Origin of the sequence: Rhizobium sp. CCGE531 (assembly GCF_003627795.1) — a bacterium.
Classification (GTDB): Bacteria; Pseudomonadota; Alphaproteobacteria; order Rhizobiales; family Rhizobiaceae; genus Rhizobium.
Genome location: NZ_CP032685.1, coordinates 177,638 through 201,885, shown reverse-complemented (window position 1 = coordinate 201,885; position 24,248 = coordinate 177,638). Strand labels below are relative to the sequence as shown.

Annotated in this window: 18 protein-coding genes; 9 read left to right on the top strand and 9 right to left on the bottom strand. The window is 60.4% G+C overall.

The window, feature by feature from the left end; translation table 11 throughout:
* Positions 1 to 1,656 carry an ABC transporter ATP-binding protein gene (locus CCGE531_RS20465; RefSeq protein ID WP_120669236.1) on the top strand — a complete coding sequence of 552 codons (1,656 nt, stop codon included), beginning with the start codon at positions 1 to 3 and terminating at the stop codon, positions 1,654 to 1,656.
* A 22-nt stretch (positions 1,657 to 1,678) separates the two neighbouring features.
* Here the strand turns inward: CCGE531_RS20465 and CCGE531_RS20460 are convergent, their stop codons facing one another.
* Entirely contained in the window at positions 1,679 to 2,155 is a 477-nt protein-coding gene (locus tag CCGE531_RS20460; protein ID WP_007536030.1) for an Lrp/AsnC family transcriptional regulator, read from the bottom strand.
* A gap of 225 nt (positions 2,156 to 2,380) precedes the next feature.
* Here CCGE531_RS20460 and CCGE531_RS20455 point away from each other — a divergent pair, with 225 nt between their 5' ends.
* Both CCGE531_RS20455 and CCGE531_RS20450 read left to right on the top strand, forming a co-directional pair.
* A complete protein-coding gene (locus CCGE531_RS20455) occupies positions 2,381 to 3,706 on the top strand; it encodes an FAD-binding oxidoreductase (RefSeq protein ID WP_120667296.1) in 1,326 nt (441 codons plus the stop codon).
* 59 nt (positions 3,707 to 3,765) lie between these two features.
* Positions 3,766 to 4,674: a LysR family transcriptional regulator gene (locus CCGE531_RS20450; protein ID WP_120667294.1), complete on the top strand. Its 909-nt coding sequence runs from the start codon at positions 3,766 to 3,768 to the stop codon at positions 4,672 to 4,674.
* A 31-nt stretch (positions 4,675 to 4,705) separates the two neighbouring features.
* On the opposite strand, the gene CCGE531_RS20445 is transcribed toward CCGE531_RS20450, so the two are convergent.
* The 4 genes from CCGE531_RS20445 to CCGE531_RS20430 are packed head-to-tail and all read right to left on the bottom strand — an operon-like array spanning position 4,706 to position 10,469.
* Positions 4,706 to 6,076: an FAD/NAD(P)-binding oxidoreductase gene (locus CCGE531_RS20445; RefSeq protein WP_120667292.1), complete on the bottom strand. Its 1,371-nt coding sequence runs from the start codon at positions 6,074 to 6,076 to the stop codon at positions 4,706 to 4,708.
* On the bottom strand, positions 6,073 to 6,396 hold the full coding sequence (locus CCGE531_RS20440) for a (2Fe-2S)-binding protein (RefSeq protein ID WP_120667290.1): 324 nt from the start codon (positions 6,394 to 6,396) through the stop codon (positions 6,073 to 6,075). Before CCGE531_RS20440 ends, CCGE531_RS20445 begins: the two co-directional genes overlap by 4 nt.
* Positions 6,393 to 8,381 (bottom strand): hydantoinase B/oxoprolinase family protein, encoded by a 1,989-nt coding sequence (locus tag CCGE531_RS20435; RefSeq protein WP_120667288.1) that lies wholly within the window; start codon positions 8,379 to 8,381, stop codon positions 6,393 to 6,395. The genes CCGE531_RS20440 and CCGE531_RS20435 overlap by 4 nt, the downstream gene beginning before the upstream one ends.
* Before the next feature lie 6 nt (positions 8,382 to 8,387).
* Positions 8,388 to 10,469 (bottom strand): hydantoinase/oxoprolinase family protein, encoded by a 2,082-nt coding sequence (locus CCGE531_RS20430; protein ID WP_120667286.1) that lies wholly within the window; start codon positions 10,467 to 10,469, stop codon positions 8,388 to 8,390.
* Between the two features lie 211 nt (positions 10,470 to 10,680).
* On the opposite strand from CCGE531_RS20430, the gene CCGE531_RS20425 reads away from it, so the two are divergent.
* The 3 genes from CCGE531_RS20425 (at position 10,681) to CCGE531_RS20415 (ending at position 14,989) form a co-directional block, all read left to right on the top strand.
* Positions 10,681 to 11,838, top strand: coding sequence for an FAD-binding oxidoreductase (locus CCGE531_RS20425; RefSeq protein ID WP_120667284.1), 1,158 nt, complete (start codon positions 10,681 to 10,683; stop codon positions 11,836 to 11,838).
* A 302-nt stretch (positions 11,839 to 12,140) separates the two neighbouring features.
* Positions 12,141 to 12,602: a hypothetical protein gene (locus CCGE531_RS20420; RefSeq protein ID WP_120667283.1), complete on the top strand. Its 462-nt coding sequence runs from the start codon at positions 12,141 to 12,143 to the stop codon at positions 12,600 to 12,602.
* A gap of 44 nt (positions 12,603 to 12,646) precedes the next feature.
* Positions 12,647 to 14,989, top strand: a complete 2,343-nt coding sequence (locus tag CCGE531_RS20415; protein WP_245459402.1) for an EAL domain-containing protein — start codon at positions 12,647 to 12,649, stop codon at positions 14,987 to 14,989.
* A 46-nt stretch (positions 14,990 to 15,035) separates the two neighbouring features.
* On the opposite strand, the gene CCGE531_RS20410 is transcribed toward CCGE531_RS20415, so the two are convergent.
* The gene (locus CCGE531_RS20410) at positions 15,036 to 16,067 is read right to left on the bottom strand and encodes a helix-turn-helix domain-containing protein (protein ID WP_120667281.1); all 1,032 of its coding nucleotides are present in this window, start codon (positions 16,065 to 16,067) and stop codon (positions 15,036 to 15,038) included.
* A gap of 262 nt (positions 16,068 to 16,329) precedes the next feature.
* Between CCGE531_RS20410 and CCGE531_RS20405 the strand changes: the two genes are divergently transcribed.
* Together CCGE531_RS20405 and CCGE531_RS20400 are read left to right on the top strand one after the other, a co-directional pair.
* Positions 16,330 to 17,481: an ROK family transcriptional regulator gene (locus CCGE531_RS20405; protein WP_120667279.1), complete on the top strand. Its 1,152-nt coding sequence runs from the start codon at positions 16,330 to 16,332 to the stop codon at positions 17,479 to 17,481.
* 174 nt (positions 17,482 to 17,655) lie between these two features.
* Entirely contained in the window at positions 17,656 to 18,084 is a 429-nt protein-coding gene (locus CCGE531_RS20400; RefSeq protein WP_205586510.1) for a DoxX family protein, read from the top strand.
* 174 nt (positions 18,085 to 18,258) lie between these two features.
* Here CCGE531_RS20400 and CCGE531_RS20395 read toward each other — a convergent pair whose 3' ends face one another.
* The 3 genes from CCGE531_RS20395 to CCGE531_RS20385 all read right to left on the bottom strand — a co-directional run bounded on the left by CCGE531_RS20395 (position 18,259) and on the right by CCGE531_RS20385 (position 23,338).
* The gene (locus CCGE531_RS20395) at positions 18,259 to 18,978 is read right to left on the bottom strand and encodes a response regulator transcription factor (RefSeq protein WP_120669232.1); all 720 of its coding nucleotides are present in this window, start codon (positions 18,976 to 18,978) and stop codon (positions 18,259 to 18,261) included.
* A gap of 131 nt (positions 18,979 to 19,109) precedes the next feature.
* Positions 19,110 to 22,259 (bottom strand): efflux RND transporter permease subunit, encoded by a 3,150-nt coding sequence (locus tag CCGE531_RS20390; RefSeq protein WP_120667275.1) that lies wholly within the window; start codon positions 22,257 to 22,259, stop codon positions 19,110 to 19,112.
* Complete coding sequence (locus tag CCGE531_RS20385) at positions 22,259 to 23,338, bottom strand: efflux RND transporter periplasmic adaptor subunit (protein WP_120667273.1); 1,080 nt, start codon at positions 23,336 to 23,338, stop codon at positions 22,259 to 22,261. Before CCGE531_RS20385 ends, CCGE531_RS20390 begins: the two co-directional genes overlap by 1 nt.
* 226 nt (positions 23,339 to 23,564) lie before the next feature.
* Between CCGE531_RS20385 and CCGE531_RS20380 the strand changes: the two genes are divergently transcribed.
* Positions 23,565 to 24,248: a response regulator gene (locus tag CCGE531_RS20380; protein ID WP_120667272.1), complete on the top strand. Its 684-nt coding sequence runs from the start codon at positions 23,565 to 23,567 to the stop codon at positions 24,246 to 24,248.

Here is a 24,248-nt window from a genome sequence, read left to right as displayed (position 1 = left end):
ATGACCAATCTTGTTGAAATCAACAATCTGAAGGTCGAGGCGACGACCGACTCCGGTCGCATCGTCGAGATCATCAAGGGCGTCAGCTTCGATATCGCCAAGGGCGAAATTGTCGCGCTCATCGGCGAAAGCGGCTCGGGCAAGACGACGATCGCGCTGACGCTCATGGGGCATGCGCGGGAGGGCTGTCGCATCTCCGGCGGCACGATCCAGGTCGATGGACAGGACATGGCCGCCCTTTCCGAAAGCGAACGCTCGAAGGTCCGCGGCACCACGGTCGCCTATATTCCGCAAAGCGCGGCGGCCGCCTTCAATCCGGCCACGAAGATCATGGAGCAGGTGATCGAGGTCACCCGCATTCACCGGCTGATACCCCCCGAACAAGCGCGCCGGCGCGCCATCGAGCTCTTCCGGGCTCTTTCCTTGCCAAATCCCGAAACGATCGGTGAGCGATATCCGCATCAGGTCTCCGGCGGCCAGTTGCAGCGGCTGGCGGCGGCCATGGCTTTGATCGGCGAACCCAAGCTGGTCATTTTCGACGAACCGACCACCGCACTCGACGTAACGACGCAGATCGACGTGCTGAAAGCATTCAAATCCGTCATCCGTGCCGGCAATATCGCCGGCGTCTATGTTTCACACGATCTGGCGGTCGTCGCCCAGATCGCCGATCGCATCGCCGTGCTCAAGGGCGGCGAAATCCAGGAACTGGCGAAGACGGAAACGATCCTCACACGGCCAAGCCATCCCTACACGCGCGAGCTGCTGGCGGCCTTCGAGCCGAAACAGGCCTTGCGTAGCAGCAGCGTGGGCAGCTCGATTGCACCTGTGCTGAAGATCGACGGCCTGATTGCGGGCTATGGCGATATTCAGCCCAGCGGCCTGCCGGCGGTCTGCGCGGTTCAATCCGTGAGCCTTGCGGTGGAGAAGGGCAGAAATCTCGGCATCATCGGCGAATCCGGATGCGGAAAGTCGACGCTGGCGCGTGCGATCGCCGGCATACTGCCCGCCATATCAGGCACCATCGGCTTCAACGGCAGCGAGATGAACCGGGCCGCGAAATTGCGCACGCGCGATCAGTTGCGGGAGATGCAGATCGTCTTTCAATATGCCGACACGGCGCTCAATCCGGCAAAATCGATCGCCGATATTCTCGAACGGCCCTTGGCCTTCTATCATGGGATGGACCGCAAGGCTCGAGAGGCCAGGGTCGACCAATTGCTCGACATGGTGCGACTGCCGCGCGCGCTTCGCTATCGCTATCCGTCGGAACTGTCAGGTGGACAGAAGCAGCGCGTGAATTTCGCCCGCGCGCTTGCCGCAGAGCCGCGCCTGATCATTTGCGATGAAATCACATCCGCCCTCGATACCGTCGTTGCGGCAGCGATCATCGACCTGCTCAAGGAACTGCAGCGTGAACTGCATTTGTCCTATATCTTCATCAGCCACGACCTGTCGGTTGTCGAGGCGATCTGCGACGAGATCGTCGTGATGTATGGCGGCAGAAAAGTTGAACAAATCACGCGCGAAGCCGCAAATGCGCCCCGCCACCCCTATTCGCAGCTGCTGTTCGGGTCCGTTCCGAAACTTGATCCGACCTGGCTGGACAATCTTGTCCAGGATCCGGAACTCAAGCGTGAATATGGCCATGGCTAGCCGGAAATCCCACTGCCGCCCGCTACATGGGAAACAGGCTGGTCAACGGCATGTGGGCTTTCACGATCGGCGACTTGAGCACCACGAAGCTGAAATACTTGTCGATGCCGATATCCATGTCGGTCAGGCGCTCCATGATCGTCTGGTATTCTCCGATACCGGCCGTCACGAACTTCAGCATGTAATCGTAGCCACCTGAGACGAGGTGGCATTCGACGACCTGATCGACCTTCTCCACCGCCGAGAGGAAACGCGCGAAGTCGATCTGGCGGTGGTTCTTGAGCGTGACCTCCGTAAAGACGGTCAGTGTCTGGCCCAGTTTGCCGATATTGATCTGGGCCGAATATCCCTCGATATAGCCTTCCTGCTGCAGTTTCTTGACCCGCATCAGGCAAGGGCTCGGCGACAGGTTGACCAGTTCCGCCAATTCGACATTGGTGATGCGGCCGTTCTTCTGAAGTTCGTACAGGATCTTGATGTCGATACGGTCGAGCTTCATCGGCAAATCTTTCCCACATGAGGCAGCATTTTATGCTGCGAATTTTCCAAGATCGAGCATAACACCATGGCCTATCTTGTCTATTTCATTCTGCATGAATCGACCCGGCACAATAAGCCGCTTGGTTCGCCATGAGCGGAATCTTATGCCGCATGGCGCGGTTGTGCGGCAGCTTCATGTCCGATCGTTTCGCTATGCTTTCGGCTCGATAGGAGACCCGCATCCATGCCCGCACCGCTCACCCTTGTCGAAAACTCTCCCGAATTGCCCTCCTCCGCCGATGTCGTCGTCATCGGGGCCGGGATTGTCGGCGTTTTTACGGCCTATTATTTGGCAAAGCGGGGCCTCTCGGTCGTCCTCCTCGAGAAGGGCCGCGTCGGCGCCGAGCAGTCCAGCCGCAATTGGGGCTGGTGCAGGCAGCAGAACCGCGACGCCCGCGAACTGCCTATGGCGACGAAAAGCCTCGAGCTCTGGGACCAATTCGCCGCGGAAACAGGAGAAGACACCGGCTTTCGCCGCTGCGGCCTCTTCTATCTGAGCAATAGCGAGGAAGAGCTTGCCGGCTGGGCCCGCTGGCGCGACTTTGCCCGCGGCGTCGGCGTGACCACGCATATGCTCGACAGCGCTCAGGCCAGCGAACGCGGCAAGGCGACCGGCCGCAGCTGGAAGGGCGGCGTCTTTTCCCCGACGGATGGCATCGCCGATCCGGCCAACGCCGCCCCGGCGGTCGCGCGCGCCCTGATGAAATTGGGGGGCTGCCTGCGCCAGAACTGCGCTGCGCGCGGCATAGAAACCGAAGGCGGAAAGCTCTCCGCCGTCGTGACCGAGCAAGGCACGATCAGGACCCGGATTGCCATCCTGTCAGGCGGCGCCTGGGCTTCGTCCTTCTGCCGCCAGCTCGGCGTCCGCTTCCCGCAGGCGTCGATCCGCTCATCGATCCTTTCCGTCAGCGCCGGCGACGGCGAACTTCCGGACGCTCTTCATACCGCCTATGTTTCGATCACGCGCAGAGGCGACGGCGGCCATACGCTCGCGATCAGCGGACGCGGCCGCGTCGATCCGACACCCCAGAACATGCGGTTCGGGGCGCAGTTTCTGCCGATGTTCCTTCGCCGCTGGCGCGCGCTTTCCCTGGGCGGCTTCGAGGGCTTTCGCAGCGGCCACGAAAACCTGTCGCGCTGGCGCCTGGACCGGCCGACGCCGATGGAGCGGATGCGCATCCTCGATCCGGCGGTCGACAGGGGAACGATCCGGCTGACCTATGACCGTGCACGCGAATTGCTGCCTGCGATCGCAAACCGCCGCATCACCGCAAGCTGGGCCGGCTACATCGATTCGACGCCGGACGGCGTGCCCGGCATAGGCGAGGTCGCAACTATACCAGGCTTCGTGCTGGCGGCCGGTTTCAGTGGTCATGGCTTCGGGATCGGACCGGGAGCCGGCCACCTGATCGCCGATATCGTCACCGGTGCCGCACCGATAGTCGACCCCAAACCCTATCATCCCGACCGCTTCCTGCAATCCGCATGGGGCAAGGTGGCGGACTTCTGAAATGGCCTGCCCGTGCTAGACTCCGCCGACAACCGAACCAGACAATACGGAATTTCCTGATGCAGGCCCGTCAGCTCGAAGTCTTCTGCATGCTCATGCGATCCGGGACGGTGACCGGCGCTGCCGCCATGCTCAACATCACGCAGCCGGCGCTGAGCCAGATCCTGCTGCACGCCGAAGACCAGCTGGGATTCAAACTCTTCAACCGCGTGCGTGGCAAGCTGGTCCCGACACGGGAAGCCGAAGAACTATATCCGGAAGCCGAGCGCATCTTTTCCGAGCTCGGAGCGCTTCGGCGCCGAACGACCGACATGCGCTACGGGCGGACTGGGTTGATCAGGGTCGCTGCTACGACGCCGCCCGCCATGTCGATCGTACCGAAGGCGCTTCTCGCCTTCAGGACTACCCATCCGGATATCGTCGTCCGCTCGCTGATCGCGCCGCTGATCAACGTCGTCGACATGATCCGCAATGGCGACGCCCCACTCGGCATCGTCATGAACAATATCGCACGGCCCGGCATCGATGTCGAAACGCTCGGATATGCCGAACTCATCTGCATCGTGCCGGAGGGACACCATCTTGCCGCGCGCGACAGTATCGCCTTCGCCGATCTTCAGGACGAGACCCTGATTTCCTACCGCGCCGACACTTTCCCCGGCCAGCTGCTTGCCAATGCCGCAGCGACGGAAAATCAATCGTTCAATCCCGCGATCGAGATCGACATTTCCATTACCGCCCTGCCCTTTGTCCGCAACGGTTTCGGTGTCGCGATCGTGGATGGTCTCCTGCCGTGGGAGCAGTTTCCCGGCCTCGTGCGCCGGCCGCTGCTGCCACGAAAGACCGTTCCGATCGCCCTGCTGACCAGCCGGGACCGTCCCTTGACGGGCAATCACCTCACCATGCGCGACTATCTGCGCCAGGCTTGTGCCGGCGTTTTAAAGGATGGCGAAGCCGCGCGGGAGTAATATCTCTTCGGCACAGTCGAAGTGAAGCTATTCACGTCTTGTTTATCCAGCATCCGATCGGCAGCGGACGAACAGGCGCCTGCTCGCGCAGACGACCGACATCGCAAACCGGGACTTGCGCGCGCTCCGCAATCAGTTCGGCGCCGGCGAGCTGACAAAACCGCCCCTGGCATCGTCCCATACCCACCCGCACTATTGACTTCACCCTGTTTGCTTCACCTCCAGCATAGTCAACGCTCTCACGCAGATCGCCGGCGCTGATCCCTTCGCAGCGGCAGACCATCGTTTCATCGGGAATGGACCGCACCATGCCGGCAGGCCAGGGAAAGGCGCGGGCAATGGCGCGAGCAAAGCGTTCGTAGCGGGCGAGCCGCCGGAGATCCCGCGCAGGATCTGGAAAAGGCAATCCCATATCGGCAAGGCAGGCGCTCGCGGCAAGCCGTCCGGCAACTTCCGCACCATCGGCGCCAAGGATCCGCAGGCCGTCGCCGGCAAGATAGACACCATCCGCGGACCGGCCCATCCGATCCGCCTGCGGCAGCCATTGAGCCCAGCCCGGATCGTAGTCGAACTTGCATCGAGCCAGGCCGGCAAGCTGCGTTTCGGCCCTCAGGTGCCAGCCAATCCCGACCATATCGCATTCGGTGTGATGGTCGCGCCCACCCGCGTCCCGCCAACGAACGGCCACCGGACCGCTTTCGCCGCTGACGATATCGGTCAGCGTCACGCCCGCGCGATATAAGCGGCGGAGTTTCATCCGCATTGCCAGGCCCCGCAGAACCAGGGCCGGCCTTGCCATCATGCCCGGAAAGGCCAGGATCTGGTTTCGAACTGTGGATGTATCGAGAACGGCCGCAACATTCGCTCCAGCCTTCAGAAGCTGGATCGCAACGAGGGTCAGCAGCGGCCCGGAGCCTGCCAGAACGATCCTTCGCCCCAAGGCGACGCCTTGCGCCTTCAGCGCGATCTGCGCGGCACCGAGACTGTAGACGCCGGGCGCCTGCCAGCCGGGCACCGGCGCCAGCCGGTCGGTCGCGCCGGTTGCGAGTATCAGCCGGTCATAGGCGAACTCCCGGCGGCCGGCTGGTGTGAGCACCTGCAGCACATTGGCGGCGAGCGCCATCACTGAGCTTTGAGGATGGTATTCGACCTCCCCGCGCGCCACCATGCGATCGAAGAGCGAATGAAGAGCAAGGGCTTTGCCGGCCTCCGATCCATAGAGCTGCTCGGCCGAACGCATAAAGCCTTCCGGGGGTCGGCGATATATCTGGCCGCCCGCCTTCATCCCCTCATCGATGACGACGGGTCGGATGTCAGCGGTCACCAGAAGCTCGGCGGCGCGAATGCCCGCCGGACCGGCACCGACGATCACTATTGCCTTGCGATCAGCCGCCATTGTCATGGCCAATCTCCCGGCGCCTGGGTCATCAGGGACATGCCGTTGCCGACGAGGGTCGAACAGGCGCGCAGGCGGGTTCCATCCTGTTGCCAGACCCAGCAATCCTGGCAGGCGCCCATCAGGCAGAAACCCGCCCGCCCTTCCGGCCCGAATTCGGATTGCCGAAGAACCTGTGAGAATGTCAGCATGGCCGTCAGCACCGTGTCGCCGGCCATGGCTTCGCGTTCGATGCCGTCGAGCAGGAAGCGAACGGGTGGCCGGCCTTGCTCAGCGAGACGGACGATGCGCCCCGCTTCTCCAGCCGGACGCGGGCCTTTGCTCATTCGGCTGCCTCTTTGATCTGAAGACGAACCTCGGGCATTTCCGGGAACCGTGCGCGAACATCGGCAAAAGCAGCGGCGACGCCCTCATGCCCGGCACGTCCCTTCATTCGACGGAAAATCTCCGTCTTGGTGAAGAACCGCCAGTGGATCGGAAGGCTGGCCAGAATATCCGTGAGCAGGTTGTAAGCAGCTGATGTCCACTGCGCCTCGTAACCGTCTCGCTCCTCGCCGTAATGGAAGTGGGCCGTTGGAACGGCACGCGATGCCCTGAGACGGGACGTTTCGGCTTCATCCACATTGCCGTCCCGGATGACCACGCCATAGTCGCGCTCGGCAGCGGCAAGGGAAACATAGCCACGCTCCACATCCTGCAGCACGCGCCAGACCTCGCGCTCCAAGGGGTTTCCGCGACCGCCGCCCCCGGCTGAGCGAATCTCAAGCACATCTCCGGGCTGTAGGACGGCGGTATCGATATTGCCGAGCCGGCGATAATCATCACGTCCGGGGTTCAATACCATGTCGGAGAGCCCCGCCGCCTTGCCGCCGAGCAGCCCCCAGGGCCGGAAGAAACTGCGGTCGCGGTTGCGGGCCGTGATACGGCTCCCGGGCGCGAAAACGCGGAACGCCATTTCAGTCGCCAGCCCCCCGCGCCAGCGGCCGGCACCGCCGCTGTCCCTGGCAAGCCCGTATTTGACGAACTCGATCGGCACTTCGGTTTCCGTGATTTCGATCGGCGTATTCTTCAGATAGGCGGCGTCGGCACCCGAACCGTTGGTCCCGTCGCGATGCGGCATCCCGCCGCCGCCACCGACCACCGGATTGACGGCGGCGATCACGCTGCGGCCGGTCCGTTCGTCCGTGGTCATGACGTTGACGATGCAATTGTTGCCGGCCGGTGCGGCAGGCAACAATTCGGGGACCGCCTGGCAGAAGGCGCCGAAGATCACGGATCGCAAGCGCGCGCAGGTGAGCGAGCGCATGCCGACAGCCGCCGGTGATACCGGATTGAGGACGCTCCCCTGCGGTGCAATGCAGGTGAAGGGGCGGGTCAAACCGGTGTTGAGAAGGATCTTCGGGTTCAGCGTATAGAGAATGTAATAGACGCCGACCAGCAGCATGGTATGGCGCGGATCGCCACCCGAGGGGACATTGAGCGACGAGCCGAGCTGCGGATCGGATCCGGTAAAATCGAGGATCGCCTCGTCGCCCTTGATCGTCAGCGTCAGCTTCAGCCGGCATGGATTGGCTTCGACAGAATCCTCGTCCGCGTAGTCGACGAATTCCCACGTGCCATCCGGCATCGCCCGCAGGAGATCACGAGCCTGCGCTTCGGCATGATCCAGAAGCACTTCGGCGCCTTTAAGAAATGCCTGCTTGCCGAATTTCTCGACCATGGCCAGGATCTTGCGCTCGCCGGTGTTCAGCGCGCCGACCAGCGCCTTGATATCGCCGATGTTGAGATCGGGTTTGCGCACATTGGTGGTCATGATTTTCAGGATGTCTTCGTCGAAGACGCCTTCATTGACCAGCTTCATCGGCGGAAAGCGTATGCCTTCCTGATGGATCTCCGTCAGCGCCCGCGACAGGGAGGCAGGCACGGCGCCGCCCATGTCGGTATTGTGGATATGCCCGCCGGTCCAGGCGATGATCTCGCCGTCATAAAAAACAGGCTTCCAGAGGTGCGTGTCCGGTGCATGCGTGGCCACGAAGCAGGAATAGGGATCATTGGTAAAGGCGACGTCGCCCGGCTTGTAATCTCCGATCATTTCGATGGCCCGGGTATAGGTAAGCCCGGGATACCATGTTGCGCCGAGGCCCATCGGGACGCCGAAGGTTTCCCCCTTGCGATTGATCAGCATGACGGTGAAATCCTCCGTCTCCTTGACGAAGGCCGAATGGGCCGTCCGCTGCAGCGTGTAGGCCATGTTTTCGGCGGCAGCCCGGGTGTGGTTGGCAAACACTTGAAGATTCGAATGGTCGAACATGGGCCGCTACTCCGAAAATGTGAGATGAAGGTTCAGGTGACGATCGATCGTCACCTGGGTACCGGCCGGAATGGCGAAGGTCGTATCGTCCTGGGCTACGACGGCAGGGCCGCTGAAGCGCCCGCCTGGATGCAATTGGTCCCGCCGGTATAGTCCGATCCATTCGAACGCCTTCCCGGTATAGACCGGTATTTCGCGCTCCGGCTCGGCTATGCCGGCACTCTCTTCGAGGTCGACGGTCGTTTGCAGCGCCGGTCCCGCACCGATTGCAGACAGACGGAGATTGACGATTTCGATCTTGCCGTCCTGGTCGGCAAAATCATAAAGGCGGGCATGCATGCCATGGAACGCCTCTTCCATCGCGGCGAGATTGCCTTCCGCCACCCAGGCCGCCTGCAACGGAACCTCGATTTCAAAGCTCTGGCCGACATAGCGCATATCGGCGGAAATCCGCAATTCGGCGGAACCTTCATGGCCCTGCTTGATAAGCCAGCTCCGCCCTTCGCCGGACAGCGCCTCGGAAGAAGCGCGCAGCAACGGTACGGCCTCCGGTGACAGATACGTGAAAACCGTTCTGATGAAGTCGCCGCGCAGATCCGCGACCAGGCCGCCGAGAGCCGATACCACACCCGGACGCGGCGGCCCGATGACCTTCGCCATGCGGAATTCGCGAGCGAGGAACGCGCCCAGCATGGGGCCGCCGCCGCCGAACGGCATGAGGGTAAACTCCCGCAAGTCGACCCCCGCCCGCGATGCCAGCTTTTCCACCTCGACAAACATCTCGGAGATCGCGATGTCGAGAATGGCCTGGGAGACCTCTTCAACCGAGCGTCCGATACGCTCGGCAAGTTTTGCGACGGCTGCGCGCGCCAGCCCGACATCGATGCGCAGCTGACCATAGGCCATCTCGCTGTGTCCCAGCCAGCCGCAGACGGCCATGGCATCGGTCACGGTCGCTTGCGTGCCGCCCCGGCCATAACAGGCAGGACCGGGTGTCGATCCGGCCGATTCCGGCCCCACCCGCAGGACGCCCCGAGCGTCGATGCTGGCAATGGAGCCACCGCCGATGCCGATGGAGCTGACCGAGACCGAGGGAATGTGAAGCGGAAACTCGCCGATCAGCTCGCCTGTCCCGAATTGCGGCTCGCCATCGATGATCAACGCGAAATCCGCCGAGGTGCCGCCGATGTCGAGGGTGAGGATATGTTTCTCACCGGCGCGGCGCGCCAGCCAGGCGGCGCCGATCACGCCCGAGGCCGTTCCGGACAGCAGCATCTGGACGCAGGAACGCTTTCCTTCGGCCGCGTTCATCACGCCGCCGTTCGATTTCGTCAGCAGAGCCGGCGCCCTCACTCCCCGCGATGCGAGCTTGTCTTCGAGGGCCGTCAGATAACCCGAAACCCTCGGATGGACGTAGCCGTTGAGGATCGCCGTCGTTGTCCGCTCGTATTCACGAATGACCGGCCACACTTCCGAGGAGGTGAAGACGAAGAGATCGGGCGCGAGCTTCTCGATTTCGTTCTTGACCGCGGTTTCCTGGGCATCGTCGCGCCAGGAGTGCAGGAAGGATATGATGACGCCCGCCGCGCCCTTGGCCCTTGCGGCTGCTACGGCCGCGGCAACCGCCTTCATGTCCGGTGCCTGCGCTTCGCTGCCGTCGGCCCGCAACCGCGCGGGGATACCGAAGATCATGTCGCGTGCGATGAGCTGTTCCGGCCGCGAGCAGAACAGAGAATAGACGTCAGGCATTCTCAGCCGGGCCAGTTCGATGACATCCTCGAAACCGGCATTCGTCATGAGCGCGAGCGACACACCGCGCCTCTGGATAACGGTGTTGATACCGACCGTGGTGCCGTGAACGAAGCGGCTGATGGCCTCCGGCGCCAATCCCTCGCGCTCGGCAAGCAAGGAAAGCCCGGTCATCAATTCGGCACCGGGATCATCGGGCGTCGTCAGCACCTTGAGCGAAGCGACGCGACCGGAGCGGCTTTCCAGCGCGCAGAAATCGATGAAGGTGCCGCCGATGTCGACACCGATCTTCCAATCCTGCTGCGAAGCCCCTCGAGCCTGCCCTGCCGCGTCCGCCATGTCCGTTCCTTTCCGTTGCCTGTCATGAAACTGGCATGGACGGATCGGCAAGGTCCAAGAGCGAAAATGCCAAAGGTCATAAGCCGGACTTATGCCCTGACGAAGGGCAAACCCATAGGCTGGACTTATGGGCGCAGCGTGATCCCGACTTTGACAGCGGCAAGCCGGCTCGGACAAGGTGGAGATTGTTTTCAGCCTCTGGAGATCCTCAATGGATGCTATCGTGCTGGGCGGCGGGCTCATGGGAGCCGCCTCTGCCTTTTTTCTCGCCCGGCGCGGCATCCGCGTGACGCTCATCGAACGCAACCGGATCGGGAGCGGCGCGACCGTGGCGTCATTCGGCAACATCAGGCGAAGCGGCCGGTATATTCCGCAATTGCCGCTTGCCCACCGCTCGCTCGCCCTATGGGAACAGGCCGAAGCCATGCTCGGACGCGACGTGGAATTCCGCGCAACCGGTCACCTGAGGCTGGTATTCAGCGAGGATGGACTTGCGGCGATGCGATCCTTCATCAAGGACGCCCGACCTTGGGGACTGGAACTGGAAGAGTTGAGCGCGAAGGACGTGCGGTCGCGCTTTCCCGGCCTTGGCCCCGATGCGATAGCGGCATCCTTTTCCCCGAATGATGGAAGCGGCAACCCGCGTCTTATTGCACCGGCCTTCGCGGACGCCGCCCGGAAATTGGGGGCCGATATCGTCGAAAATGCCGCGATCGGGGCCATCAGAAAAAGTGACTATGGATTTCGGGTCGAGACGTCGAAAGGCCCGCATGAAGCCTCGATGCTGCTGAACGCGACGGGCGCCTGGGGCGCGCGCGTCGCGGGCCTGTTCGGAGAGACAGTCCCGATGGCGGCCAAAGGTCCGCAAATGGGAGTGACCGAACCTCTCCCCCATCGTATTCTCCCGGTCGTCGGCGTCTGGGCGCATGATCACGGCGGCGGTTATCTGCGGCAAGTGGAAAGGGGCAACATCGTCTTCGGTGGCGGCGCCGATCGCACCAAGGTTTCGCTCGATACCGGATATGCCAAGGCAGACCCGGCGCGCTTGCCCGGCCAGCTTCGTTCGCTGCTGCCGATTTTGCCGGCGCTGAAAGAGGTTGCCGTGATACGCACCTGGTCGGGTTGCGAAGGCTATGTCGAAGACGGTCTCCCGGTGATGGGGCGGTCATCGACGACAGCGGGGCTCTTCCACGCATTCGGCTTTTCCGGCCACGGTTTCCAACTCGGACCCGGCGTCGGCGACGTCATGGCCGAGATCATGGCCAAGGGTAAAACGGACATCCCATTGCAAGACTTCCGCATCGAGCGCTTCGCAAACGCCGACGGAGGATCGGTATTGAGCGCGGGCGCTGCCTTGTCCGGATCTTAATCGATTAAGAAAAACAACGAACTTGCTCTCGTGGTTTCCGACGATCCACCTCTCGCCGATCCGAAGAGCCGGATGGAATTCCTCTTCAGGCAATGGCGCGGCAACAACAATTTGCGGCAAATGTTGTTGGTCCGCATTTTGCGAAACAGATATCCAAGTAACGCAACAATCCGGCCGAGTGACGTCGCGACGCCGTCAGTTCGGGGAACGCCAACAGATCATTAACATTTCACAACCACTCTAAAAGCTATCGAAAGGGATGGTCATCTAGCAGCAAGCATTTACGGCCATCGGGGAAACACTTGAAGAGCGCAGATAAGAATACGGAAGTATTGCTATCGGAAGTTGGTAAACTGAATGGTTTGACAAGCAGCCTGTCTACGCCGCCTTTGAGTGCCGCCATCATATTTCTTGGGCCTGTTGCAGCGGCGGCCCTATTGATGGCTTGCTTCCCGCACGCGTTCTCCCCCTCATGGACGCCATTGACCCTGATAGGTGCAAGCATCCCTGTAATCATCCTTGTTCTTTTGCAGCGGCGGGAAGAACAGCGAAAGAAAATCGGATTCATGTTCAATCTGTCATGGATCGCTTGGGTCGTGATGAGTTTGGCTACCGTCTCTTACTGCCTAAAAGCTGGAACACGGGAATTCGGCAATTCGCTGGCGCTGCTCAATCCGGGATGGCTGACGCTTATCTTCGGGTGGTTCTTCGCGGCGGCCTGCGGCCGTGTGGCTCTATCAATCAGTAAATTGTTGCATTCATGACCATCCCGCAACGCGTGGGCGAGATGGCACACAGACAATTCGGAATGCATGGAAAGGGCGGCGCCGTGTTGCAGATATTCGACAGCGTCCGGCGATTTATGGCGGTACCGGCCGACAATCCCGAGCTGTTGAAAGCGCAATATCGCGCGCTCTCGCGCCAGATGCCGATGATGTATTTCATCCTGATGTCGAGCACCTGGGCGGTTGCCGCGACGCATATGATGATCGCGCCATCTTGGCTGACGATCGGAGCTCCTCTTTCCTTCACATTGGCTTCCATATTCCGCATCCGTCATTGGTGGCGGTCACGTCACATGGATCCAGCTCCGGAGACTGCGCTGCATGCTCTGAGGCGGACCAATCGCCTTGCTTTCGCAATTGCTTTCACCTTTACAGCCTGGTCATTCCTGCTCTTTCCCTATGGCGATGCATATACGCGTTCGCACCTCGCCTTTTACATGGCCATCACGGTGATCTCCTGCATCTTCTGCCTGACGCATCTTCGCTCGGCAGCCATCACTGTGACTGCAGTCGTCAATGGCGCCTTCATCATCTTCTTCTGTGCAACCGGACAGCCAACCTTCATTGCGACCGCGATCAACATCGCATTGGTATCTATTGGCATGCTCGTCATCCTCAACATCAACTATCGCGACTTTGCGCGCATGGTGAATACGCAGACGGAGGCGCATCGACGCGAGGAGGCACAAAGCCGTTTGCTGCGGATGATCGACGACATGCCCGTCGCCGTGATGACGGTTGAGCCCGAAACACTGATCATCAATTACGCCAACGAGACCTCCAAGGACCTCATACGCAAAATCGAGCATCTGCTGCCAATCAAGGCAGACGAGCTGCTTGGCACCTCGATCGATGTTTTCCATAGGAATCCGGAGCACCAACGCCGCATTCTCGCGGATCCGGCAAATCTGCCGCACAATGCCCGCATCAAGCTCGGGCCGGAAGTGCTCGATCTCAGGATTTCGGCAATTACCGCCGATGACGGAAGCTTTCTGGGGCCGATGCTCAGCTGGGCGATCGTCACAAAGGAAGTGGAGGCGGAGAGACGCATAGGCCAGCTCGCGCATTACGACACGCTGACGGGGCTGGCAAACCGCACCACATTCAATGCGCAATTTGACGCGAGCCTCGCCGAGGCGGACCATGGTTCTTCGCTATTATTCATAGACCTCGACGGCTTCAAGCTGGTCAACGATACCAAAGGTCATCGTATCGGCGATGCCCTGCTGAAAGCGGTCGCTGATCGGCTGCGCGCCATTTGTTCTGCGCCGGCCATGACGATTGGACGGCTCGGCGGCGACGAATTTGCCGTGCTTGTTCCATATGCCGAACCCTTGCCGGTGGCGCGGCTGGCCGGCCGGATCATCGATGCGCTCTCCATGCCGTTCGACCTCGACCAAGTGAGCCAGGTTCAAATCGGCGCATCGATTGGCATCGTGTACGCGCCAATGCATGGGGAGACGGGAGAAGCCTTGCTGGCGCGAGCCGACATCGCCCTTTACGCGGCAAAGGCCGCCGGCAAGAGCGCATACAAGGTGTTTTCCGAAGAGATGGAAAATCGCATCCAGGAGAGTATTCAGCTTCAAACGACGCTGCGGGCATCCTTGCGGGACCGCCGGGGATTGTTCGTCTTCTATCAGCCGATCGTCGATATCCGCAGCCACAGGGTCACGGCACGGGAAGCATTGATCCGCTGGCATCATCCTCAAAGGGGCTGGGTCTCACCCGCGGAGTTCATTCCCGTTGCCGAACAGAACGGATTGATCGACCAGCTTGGCGAGTTCGTCTTGAACACCGCATGTCTGGACGCCGTCCAATGGGAGGATGGCGCGCGCGTAGCCGTCAACGTATCGGCCGCGCAGCTCGGCAAGGGCACGATCGCCTCCACGGTGTTGTCGGCCCTGGCGTCTTCCGGGCTGTCGCCCGACCGGCTTGAAATTGAGGTGACTGAAACCGCGATCTTCGACGACGAACACGGGGGCATTGGAGATCTGCGGCGCGTCCGCGATCTCGGGGTCCGCGTGGCCCTGGACGATTTTGGAACCGGCTACTCGTCCCTTACCCATCTGCGCGCCTTCCCTTTCGACAAGATCAAGATCGATGGTTCATTCGTGAGAGATGCCGTGAAGCGACCGGAATCCGCAGCCGTTGTCCGGGCGATTGCCGATCTGGGCAAGCGGCTGGGCGTCACGACCGTCGCCGAGGGTGTGGAGACGGAAGCGCATCTCGAATGCGTTCTGACCGAGGGATGCAGCGAAGTCCAAGGCTATTTCTTTGGTCGCCCGGAGCCGAGCCGGAAGGATGCCGATGCAGTCACGGCTCTCAATGCGGCTACGGCAGTCACGAGAGTCCTGTCGGACGCCTAGAGTTTCGCCCAAAAAGAAGAATAACGTCCCCGGATTGGCATAGCTGCTAACGCAGGCCAACGGCTTTCGCGCGCGTATCGCTTGGGCTTTCTCCGAAAATGCTGCGATAGATGATGGAGAACCTGCCTGGATGAAAGAAACCCCACGTCGCGCAAACTTCGCGAACGGATTGCTGATTCAACGGATCTCGCAATTGATCGCGCGCAGCCTTCAGCCTGATTGTGCGTAGATAGGCACCCGGCGAAGTTTTCCTGAATGCCTTGAACCCCATCTGCAAGGCACGAAGCGAAACCCCGACATCGTCGGCCACCATCGAGATGGTGAAAGGCTCGGTGATATTGGCATGCATATAGTCTATCGCACGGCGCACATGCCACGGCGCAACCATCGACACCTTCTCCTTGCCCAAATGATGGGAAAGACGATGCTGCCCAAACCTGATGACGAGGTCGGCAAGCGTTTCGCTCATCATCGATACGGCAAGTGGAGAGGATAAGAGCGGCCCGTCATTGCGCATGCCCTGTATGATCGCCTGTGCCAGGTTGCCGATCAGCTGGCCGGATGGTGTTGAAAGATCGAGAACGGGCTCCAGATCCAACGGGTCGAGGATCGGCGCTTCCAGGAGCGAAGCCAGCATTCTCTTGACTATTTTCCAGTCCAGCAAGAGAGCGTCCAAGCTATTCGACTCGCCCTGAAGCAAGCGATCGCGAGCCTCGTGGTTGTTCGCGATGAGAATGTGCCCCGCGCCACCTTCGGCGACCTTTCGTCCAATGGTCAGTCGAAGCGAACCCATGCGGGGCATGTAAAGCCCAAGGTGCTGCGGAGTTTCATCGAGCGTCCGGACTTCCCAGGACCTTTCATATGCCGAGTGAACCGCTGTAAGAGGCCCGCTTCTTCTCAGATCCGCCGCCCAGGTGAAAGCCCGATCCTTGCCCAATGGCTTGGCACCAAAGACGCCATAGGCTCCTGAAAACGCCTCGACCATCGAACCGAAATCACTGCCTTTATGTGTTGCCGCGAAATCATAAGGTGACCCGTCATGAGAGCGCGCAACATTGTCGAAGCTCAACGATACCATGCAGCTTGGCTCTTACTCCCTTGCGTACTCGTCATCCGCGTGCTGCGTCTCGCCTGAGATTGCCGCAACACCGATGTGACGCCCCCACCAAACGCTCCGATGCCGCCTCTTTTGTCAGGCAGGGATTGGCGCGATCTCCGCTGGCTTGGCCGATCCTGATGAAGTAAGCAGGACCGGCGATCGGGATCGTGTTCCTCAGCTTGACAAAACGAAGCAGCCTCAAAAGATTCACACCTGCAGTGTAAATTAAAATGATCAGAAAATGAAGTATGATCCGCTAGACCATGTTGCCGTCCATTTCTTGCGGGACCTTCAACCTCCACGCGTGGCTTCGCGTAACGAACGAGACCTGTTGCGGCTGATCTGGAAGTCTCCTGGAATTGAACGCTCCGACCTGACCGAGCCGCTCGACCTCACTCAACAGTCCCTGCATCGAATTGTCGGGCGACTGCATGATCGAAGCATGATCGTCTTTTCCGCGTCGGAAACCCACCGTCCCGGACCGCCAAGCCCTGGACTGACGCTGTGCAGAGACTGGTGTTTGACGCTCGGAATCTCGGTGAACGTCGGTTCGATCGGCCTTTGTCTCATGGGTTTCGGAGAGCCTCTGGAAAACATGGAAATTCCGCAGGCGGGATCCTCGCTTCCGACAGAATTGGACCGGATCGAAGCCGCGCTCGAAGAGCTTCTTGTCCGCCGGAACGCCAAGCGCGGCGATATCCTCGGCGTCGGCCTGGCAGTCTCCGGGCACCGCATGCTCGAAACTGCCTTCAATTGTCCGCTGCCGCTCGCTCACTGGTCATTGATCGACCTGGCACCGATCGTCGGCAGCAGGCTTGGCTTGCCGGTTTGGGCAGACAATGTTGCAAGGACCGCGGCCTTGGCGGAGGCGATCTTCGGCGTCGGTCGCGATGCTCCGGATTTCGCCTATATCGCGCATCTTCATGGTTATGGCGGCGGTCTGGTTTCCGCAGGCATGCCGTTTCGCGGCAGTTTCGGCAATGCCGGTGAGTTTTCGGTTCTCTTCGAGCGCCAGGATTACGGAGATCGCCCGGCGCTCGGTGTCTTGCTCGAACATCTTCGTGCCAAAGGATACCCGGATCTGACGTTGCGGGATCTCAAACGCGAAGAGCTGCTGAATTGGGATGACGTCGCCGAATGGGTCGATCGCGTGATGCCGGCGCATAATCGCGCCATCAACGCGATCTGTGCGGTATTCGACCCCGCCTTGATCGTGCTTGGCGGTGAACTTCCGCATCGGCTGGCAAGGATGATGATCGAACGGACCGAGATCAACAATCTGCCTCGTCACGGCGCGTTGCGAGACGTGCCTAAGCTGAGCGTAGCAGAGATGATCGATTCCCCCGGCGCAATCGGCGCGGCATTGGTCCCCTTGTTCGAGACGGTGTTGTGATGGACTTCGCTCGCGACGGGTTTGAGATATCAGTGTCATACGAGTTTACCGACGGCTCATGAAGCGGGGCGCGTCCAACGATGGATGGCTCCAAAAAAGTTTTCGACCTCTGTCGGAATTTCCTTCCGCTGGCCGTCCTTGGAGCATCAACCGCTTTCAAACCGGAGGAACATCGTGGAAAATACTCAATCGACCTGGCAGACCGCCGCCATTCTCATCGCCCGTCTGATCTTCGCGGCCGTCTTCCTGATGGCAGTCTCATTCAAGTTCATGGACATGAGCGCGACCGCTGGCTACATCGCCGCCGCCGGCTTCCCGTTACCGCTGTTTCTCGCCTGGTGCGCAGCGGCTCTCGAGGCGCTGCTGGTCATAGCCTTCCTCACCGGTGCCTTCTTCACGCCTGCGGCGATCATTGCAGCCCTCTATGTCATCTTCCTTGGATTCTCATTCCACGGCCCGTCTCACTGGGCGGGTAATCAGGCCGAATTCGGCTTCTTCGTCGATCACTTTACTTTCGTGGCTGGCCTGCTCTTTGCCGCCGTACATGGGCCAGGCAGCGTACTTGCCGCCACGGTGGGATGGCCGGCCCGAGAAACCGAGTAAGGTCGTTTGTGATAAACGATGAGTTGCCTATATTAGCTGACGGTAACGGCAGATGGCCATGATCTGGTCGCGCGCCGATCCACCTGGCGATAGATGCCGCCTTCGCCAGGTGCGTTCCACAATGATGTCAGCCTCAGACAATTCCCGATCTGCTGTGAATGCGACGCAATGACGTCAAGCTGTCGCCACCGGGACCACAAGCTGATAGCCGCCGTTACGGATCGTCCTGAATATCGGCTCCTCGGGTGTTTCACCGAGCTTGCGACGCAGCCGGCTGATGAGGACATCGATTGAGCGATCCGCGGGGTCGCGGTCGCGCTTCTGCGTCAGGTCGAGTAGTTGATCGCGCGACAGCAATCGGCCAGCACGTTCCAGAAACGCCTTGAGCAGATCAAATTCGGCTCCAGTCAGTGAGATCAGCTCGCCGTTACTCCTTGTCACGCGGCAAAGCTGCGGATCAAGTGCGATGTCAGCGAACGTAAAACGTTTTGCCTCGGATTCTGGTGACTTCCTGTAGCTCATTCGGCGCAGGACGGCACGGATGCGAGCTGCCAGCTCACGCGGATTGAATGGCTTGCCAAGATAATCGTCCGCGCCGATCTCAAGACCGAGAATCCGATCGATGTCCTCCTTCAGGTCAGTTAGCAAGATGACCGGAACGCGGGAGCGACTGTTTCGCAGTTCGCGGCAGAAATCGAGACCCGATCCGTCGGGCAGCATGATCTCCGAGACGACAAGATCGGGAGGTCGCAGAGCGAAAGCCTCATTGCACCCCAGGAGATTGCTTGCCGTTCTCACGTGAAAGCCTTGCTCGCCAAGATATTGGCTGAGGAGAGAGCGAACCTTCCGATCATCATCTACAACGAGAATATCGGGGATGATGGTTAGACTCATGGATCTCCTTTGTCTCTCCAATTCGGTATTGCGTTCGAGGGCGAAGGCGTCGGCGCAAACCGCGATGCATGCCAGCCGAAAGGCGACGAACATCAACAGGCGGCCGGGCTGACAACTCTCCAAAACGGGGATTAACCGTGACCATGTCCTCGCCGTGCACGATCGGAGTTGAAGGCGATAGCCTCGTGACCATCGGGCGCCGGAGTTTCGGTGGCGGTTTCATGAGCCAGGCCGACGCGGCGCAGGAGCCGCTTGAGGACCGTTTCCAAATCATCGACAAAGGTGAAGATGACAGGGATGACAATGAGGCTCAGCAAGGTCGAGGTCGTCACGCCGCCGATCACCACGATCGCCATCGGCTGACGGAAGCTCGAATCGCCGCCGGTCAGGCTAAGGGCAACCGGAAGCATGCCCGACGCCATGGCAATGGTGGTCATGACGATCGGCCGCGCGCGTTTGTGACATGCATCGATGAGCGCGTCGAACCGGGACATGCCTTGCCGTCGCGACATGATCGCATATTCGATGAGCAGGATGGAGTTCTTCGTCACCACGCCCATGAGCATGAGCAGCCCGATGACGGCCGCCATCGAGAAGCTCGTTCCAGTCATCACGAGCGGCACGAGCGCACCACCGAGCGAGAGCGGCAGAGCCATCAGCAGGGTAAGCGGCTGCAGGAAATCATGGAACAGCAGGACGAGGACGGCGTAGATGCAGAAGATGCCGATCGCCATGGCAAGGCCGAAGCTCTGGAACAGCTCCGAGCTTCGCTGCAATTCCCCCTGCTCCACGAGCGTGACACCCGGCGGCAGATGCTGAAGCGCCGGCAGCGCCTTCGCCTCGCGGTTGACGTCGCCCAAAATCCGGCCATTCAGTTCGACGGAGACGGTGACATTGCGCATACGGTCGATGCGGTCGATCTCGGAAGGACTGCCGCCGATGCGGATATCGGCAATCGAGCCGAGGTCGACATTGCCGTTCGTTCCGGCCACCCGCACATTCTTGATATCGTCGAGGCTGGCGCGCGTTTCGGGCGAAAAGCGGACGACGATCGGGATCTGCCGCTGCGGCAGGGTAAGCTTTGGCAGATCCGCGGAATATTCTCCGTTTGTCGCCACGCGCACGGCGCTGGCGACCGAATTCGAGGTTATGCCAAGCGCCGCGGCGCGGGCAAAATCGGGCGTGATCTGGATCTCGGGCGCCTGCCTGGCTGCCGTCGATGTCACCGCGCCGATCCCCTGAACCGTTCGAAGCTGCTCCTCCAGCGCCGTGCTTGCGCTGTCGAGCGCACCGGCATCGTCGCTGGCAAGGGTAATCTCGAGCTTGGTGCCGTTGCCGCTGCTACCGACTTCCACACGCATTCCCGGAAGGGCGGAGAGTGCCTGGCGAATATCGTTTTCGATCTCCGCTTGTTTCCGATTGCGCTCGGAAATGGGTGTCAGGACGACCACGATCGTGGCGGAGCCGACATCGCTCGTGGAACTGCTGTCCATACCGCCGCCGGAGGATGACGAACCGACCGAGGAAAATACATGCGTGACGTCGCGCAGCTTGCCGACAATATCCGCGGCTTTGCGCGCCATTACGTCAGTCTGCCGGATAGTGGAGCCGGGCTGCATCGTGAGCGTGATTTGCGTGCGCGCATCGTCAGAAGCCGGCAAAAAGCCAGATTTCAGAAAAGGGATGGTCGAAAGCGAAAGCGCCACGATGACGGCCGTTATCGTAACCGTGGTCTTCCTGTAATTCAGGGCGGCTTTCGCGACGGCCAGATAGGCGCGCATGATGCGGCCGTCCTTCTCTTCGGACGGATGAGCCTTCATGAAATAGGCTGCCATCATGGGCGTCAGGAGACGCGCGACAACAAGCGAGGCAAGGACCGCGACGGCGGCGGTAACTCCGAATTGCCGGAACAGAAGCCCGGGGATGCCGCTCATGAAAGCTGTCGGCAGAAAGACTGCAACGAGCGTAAAGGTCGTTGCAATGACAGCAAGTCCAATCTCGTTGGCCGCCTCCATCGCGGCATCGATCGGCCGCTTGCCCATCTGCAGGTGGCGGGCAATGTTCTCGATTTCGACGATGGCGTCATCCACGAGTATGCCGATCACCAATGACAGGGAAAGCAGCGTGAGGATGTTCAGACTGAAGCCTGCAAAATACATGGCAAGAAACGTCGGGATGACCGACAGAGGCAGTGCCACCGCGGACAGGATAGTCGCGCGCCAATCGCGAAGGAATAACCAGACCACGATGATTGCGAGGATGGCACCTTCATACAGCATGTGCATCGAGCCATGGTAGTTATCCATGATCGGCCCGATCGTGCTGTAGGCCTGATCGATTTGCACATTGGGGTGAGCGGCGGCGAACGTCTTGATTGCCGCATCGACATCTTCCGCGACACCGCTATCCGAAAAGCCTTTCGAACGCTTGATCTCGACGGCGATGACAGGCTTGCCGTCGAGATAGGCGATCGAGGTGCGATCCGCGAAACTGTCCTTGACCGATGCGACATCGTCGAGACGCGCCTGCTGGCCATTCGCCAGGGGAATACTAAGTGCCTTCAGCGCCTCGACCGACGGAAGGTTGCCAAGGGTGCGTAGGGTTTGACGGGTGCCGCCGATCTCGCCAAGACCGCCCGATGTGTCCGCTTGAACGGCCTTCAACTGCGACGATACGGTGGCCGCGGTGACCCCGAGCGATGCCATGGTCCCGGGATCGAGATCCACGTGAACTTCGCGATCGACACCGCCGATACGGTTGACCTGCCCGACACCCGGCACCGACAGCAACGCCTTGGTCAGATCGTTGTCGATGAACCAGGACAATTCGGTCTCGTCGAGGCTGGTCGAGCGCACGGCATAGGCAACCAGCGCGGAGCTTTGGACGGTATCCTTGGTAACGCTCGGCGTCTCCATCTGCGAGGGAAGATCGGCCTTCACGCTATCGATGGCATTGCGGACTTCGTTCAATGCCGCTTCGCTGTCCTTGTCGAGTTTGAAGGAAACCTTGATCGAGACCGTACCGTCGGTAATCGTCGTGGTGATGTGATCGAGATAGCTGAGGGAAGCGAGACTGTCCTCGATGGTGCGGGCGACCTCCGTCTCGAGCTGCGTCGGGGCGGCGCCGTCGAGCGTCGCGGAGATTTTGATCGTTGGCAGATCCATATCCGGGAAATTCTGGATCGCCAGCTGTTTGAAGGCCAGGAGCCCGCCAAGGCCGAGCATTGCAAACAGCAAAATCGCCGGCACGGGATTGCGAATGGACCATGCTGAGAAATTCATCAGTGCGTCTCCGCAATTTTTACAAGATCATTGTCGGACAGAAACGCTCCGCCTGACGTGACGACCTTCGTGGACCGCTCGATGCCGGAAAGGATTTCGACTTCGCCATTATTGCGACGCCCGGTCTCCACCCGGACCCGTCGCACGCGGCTGTCGTCGCCTTCCGTGAAAACGTAGCTAAGGCCGTCGCGGAAAACGATCGCCGTTTCGGGAACAGTCATGGCCGGCGCCGTCCGCAGCTCTATGCTGCCCGTGACGTAGAACCCGATCCGCGGCCGCACATCTGCCGGCAGCGCGACATAGATGATTGCGCGGCTTGTATCGGTGCTTACCGATGGGCCAACCAGCCGCACCTTCCCCTCGATCCGGCGGCCGTCGGGGCCGTTGATGGTGGCCTTCAAGCCTTCCGAAATGCTGGGAAGATAGCGAGCCGATACTTCCGCCTGCCATTCGACACGCTGCTGGCGAACCATGCGAAACAGCTCGGTGCCGGTGGAAACGACCGTGCCGAGATCCGCGGAGCGCGAGGTTATCAGGCCATCGTCCACGGCCGTAATCGTCGTTTGAGCAAGCTTGATCTTTTCACTGTCGAGCGCCGCCTCCTCGGATGCGAGGCTCGCGGTCGCGGTTTGCTCGTCGGCAAAATATTCGGTGATCTTCTCAGCGGACAAAGCGCCGGAAGACCGCAGCTGCCTCGCCCGATCTGCGTCGGCCGTGGCTTTGGCCAGCTTGGCCTTGGCCGTCACGACAGCAGCTTCCTGTTTGCGAAGCTCGGCCAGAACGCTATCCTGCGATAGCCGCGCCAGCGTCTGCCCTTTCTTGACCACGGATCCGACATCGACCAGAATATCCGTGATGCGCAGGCCGCTCGTTTCCGAGGCGATGATTGCATCCTGCCACGACTTTAGCCAACCGCTCGCCGGAACGGTCTCCGGCCATTCCCGTTGCTCCGGCGTAGCAAGGGAAACGGTAAGAGCGGGTGCTGATGTCTGTTCCGCCGCGGCATTTCGAAAGGAAAAGGGAAAGAGAAGCGTAGCCGCGACGAATGCGGCTGCGAACCTTATGGACGGCTTTTTCAATAATGCATTCCTTGCAGTTCCGGGCAGTTCCGGGCAGTTCTCGCCTTGCGGTTTCTGGCAGGAGCGCGCGCTATTCCAATCACGCAACCGATCACAGCTCGCCGATATCAATCAGTAGCCGGACGAATGTTAAGTGCGGTCAAGGGAGTGTTAAGTTATGTAAAACTTGGCCCGACCTTCGGCTTTATATTGTAGGGATCGCCGATACGAATGATGGACAGGGTGAATGAGCAAGGTTCTTCTCATCGACGATGATGTCGAGCTAACGATGCTTTTGCAGGAATATCTCATCGAGGAAGGATATGACGTCGCAACCGACACGGATGGGCGCGCAGCCATTGCCGCTGCCGCCGGAAATACGGTCGATATCATCGTCCTTGATATCATGATGCCCCGGATGAACGGGATCGAAGTTCTGCAGAGAATTCGCAAGCTGAGCCAGATCCCCGTGCTGATGCTGACGGCAAGAGGCGATGATGTCGACAGAATATCCGGCTTGAACCTTGGCGCTGACGATTATGTTCCGAAGCCATGCTCGCCTGGCGAACTTGCGGCGAGGTTGCGCGCGATCTTGCGCCGGACGCACCAGCCGGCAGGCGCATCGATCGATGTCGTGAAGGCAGGTCAGCTCGTGATCCATCCCGGTAAGAGAAGCGCCGAATGGTGCGGCGAGCCGTTGGAGCTGACCGGCACCGAGTTCGGCCTGCTCGAAATCCTTGCCCGCAACGCCGGCCAGCTGGTGTCAAAGCAGGACATTTCCAAGCATGCTTTTGGAAAGCCGCTTACGCCCTTCGATCGCCGCATCGATGTTCATATCAGCAGCGTTCGTCAGAAGCTCGGGCTGCGAGGGGACGGTCAATCCTGGATCCAATCCGTGCGAGGTTTGGGCTATCAGCTGCTCGTGGATTGA

Bases quoted from the DNA above. Each gene is read 5' to 3' on its own strand.
- CCGE531_RS20465 (WP_120669236.1), top strand. From the start codon at position 1: ATGACCAATCTTGTTGAAATCAACAATCTGAAGGTCGAGGCGACGACC.
- CCGE531_RS20460 (WP_007536030.1), bottom strand. From the start codon at position 2,155: ATGAAGCTCGACCGTATCGACATCAAGATCCTGTACGAACTTCAGAAG.
- CCGE531_RS20455 (WP_120667296.1), top strand. From the start codon at position 2,381: ATGCCCGCACCGCTCACCCTTGTCGAAAACTCTCCCGAATTGCCCTCC.
- CCGE531_RS20450 (WP_120667294.1), top strand. From the start codon at position 3,766: ATGCAGGCCCGTCAGCTCGAAGTCTTCTGCATGCTCATGCGATCCGGG.
- CCGE531_RS20445 (WP_120667292.1), bottom strand. From the start codon at position 6,076: ATGACAATGGCGGCTGATCGCAAGGCAATAGTGATCGTCGGTGCCGGT.
- CCGE531_RS20440 (WP_120667290.1), bottom strand. From the start codon at position 6,396: ATGAGCAAAGGCCCGCGTCCGGCTGGAGAAGCGGGGCGCATCGTCCGT.
- CCGE531_RS20435 (WP_120667288.1), bottom strand. From the start codon at position 8,381: ATGTTCGACCATTCGAATCTTCAAGTGTTTGCCAACCACACCCGGGCT.
- CCGE531_RS20430 (WP_120667286.1), bottom strand. From the start codon at position 10,469: ATGGCGGACGCGGCAGGGCAGGCTCGAGGGGCTTCGCAGCAGGATTGG.
- CCGE531_RS20425 (WP_120667284.1), top strand. From the start codon at position 10,681: ATGGATGCTATCGTGCTGGGCGGCGGGCTCATGGGAGCCGCCTCTGCC.
- CCGE531_RS20415 (WP_245459402.1), top strand. From the start codon at position 12,647: ATGCATGGAAAGGGCGGCGCCGTGTTGCAGATATTCGACAGCGTCCGG.
- CCGE531_RS20410 (WP_120667281.1), bottom strand. From the start codon at position 16,067: ATGGTATCGTTGAGCTTCGACAATGTTGCGCGCTCTCATGACGGGTCA.
- CCGE531_RS20405 (WP_120667279.1), top strand. From the start codon at position 16,330: ATGAAGTATGATCCGCTAGACCATGTTGCCGTCCATTTCTTGCGGGAC.
- CCGE531_RS20395 (WP_120669232.1), bottom strand. From the start codon at position 18,978: ATGAGTCTAACCATCATCCCCGATATTCTCGTTGTAGATGATGATCGG.
- CCGE531_RS20390 (WP_120667275.1), bottom strand. From the start codon at position 22,259: ATGAATTTCTCAGCATGGTCCATTCGCAATCCCGTGCCGGCGATTTTG.
- CCGE531_RS20380 (WP_120667272.1), top strand. From the start codon at position 23,565: ATGAGCAAGGTTCTTCTCATCGACGATGATGTCGAGCTAACGATGCTT.